Raw genomic sequence first — 1,412 nt, forward strand, 5'->3', positions numbered from 1 at the left:
TGATCGCTCTGTCGATCTTCAAAATCAATTAGGTGGAGAAGGGCGTGCTATTCTCGCTTCTTCAACTGACTACTCCTTTAGTCAATTGGACGAACAGCTCTCAATTTACACTCAGTATTTGGTAGAGGGTATTGAAACGGGAGATGCTGATTTGAATGGGGATAGGGTGATTTCTCTGGATGAGTTACATAAGTACATCGAAAAGAGGATTCGAGAAACCCTTCCTGATATGAAGCCTAAAATCTATACTGATCAGGAAGGGTCTAAAATCCACATTGCTAGAGCACCAAGGGATGATCGCCCTGTTTTAGATACGCCTTTAGTTACCCCAGAGGGGATAAATACAAGTTCAAAAGCAGATAATTTTTTAATACTTACCATACCTAAGAAAATGCTATCAAAGCGTGTTCTAGTTATTGCTGTTTTGGCTTCGGTCTTGACCATGTTAGTTGCGGCAGTACCCCTGCAGTGTTGGTATACAAAAATAAAGTGGAATGATGAAGCTCAAGATTGGGTTTTTGAGCAGCTAAAGAAACCTTCGTTTCATAGGCGATGTAAGGCATTAGGGATTGATTTTGGTCCAATTGAGTTTGGTCCATAATAACGTTAATTTTGAGATGATTGTAATTGTTGTGGAATAGTTTTACAAATCTTTTCTGGAAATCCCTTTGAACAATTTCCTAAATTAGAATTGAAAATCAAGAATTTATGATTCTCATAATTGCCTTTAATTTTTATAGAAGATAGATGGGTACTTTTACTATCATCTTCTATAATTTTAACAGACGTGTCTAGTTTAATACATCCTATTTTTCGTGGCGGTTTTTTATGATTTGAGTTTCTGTAATATATGGGTACATCGTATTTTTAACAACCATCATCAAAGTTGATAGTAGTATCATAAAATTTTGAATTATCCTGAGCAACAGCTGTTGTAACTATACCGAGCAGGAGAATAATGCTTACTCCAATAATAACAAGGTAATTAAGTTTTCCTTTCATGACAAAGAGAAGAGTAATGGTTGACTACTATACTCTTCGCTAGATCTAAATTAAATCAGGATATTTGACTAAGAAAGCAATAAATATCTCCAAAAATTCATGAAATGGCGGTAAACTCGCACAAAACAGTGTTTTACACTACTCAATTTTTATGCTAAGTTAATTCTTTGGTTGAAGAAAAACGCAATAGGCAATAGGCAATAGGCAATAGGCAATAGGCAATAGGCAATAGGCAATAGGCAATAGGCAATAGGGCTGGTTGACTGACAAAACTCAACAAGCAGCCGTCTTAAGACCTTACTGTAAACTAAGCGCCGATACCTCTTCTGCTCGTCCTGTTTTCGGGAAGCCATCGCTGGTGATGGGTCGGGTTTCCCACTTAAAATTAGGGTTTCAAACAACTCCCAACC

The 1,412-nt window shown here is 37.0% G+C and carries 2 pseudogenes; one reads left to right on the forward strand and one right to left on the reverse strand.

Annotation, left to right across the window (positions count from 1 at the left end):
• Positions 1–601 (forward strand): annotated as a pseudogene (locus tag F6K49_RS49070) (hypothetical protein); the annotation flags it as partial.
• Positions 602–1,151: 550 nt separating this feature from the next.
• Here the strand turns inward: F6K49_RS49070 and F6K49_RS49075 are convergent.
• Positions 1,152–1,412 (reverse strand): annotated as a pseudogene (locus F6K49_RS49075) (hypothetical protein); the annotation flags it as partial.

This window comes from Moorena sp. SIO3I6, assembly GCF_010672095.1.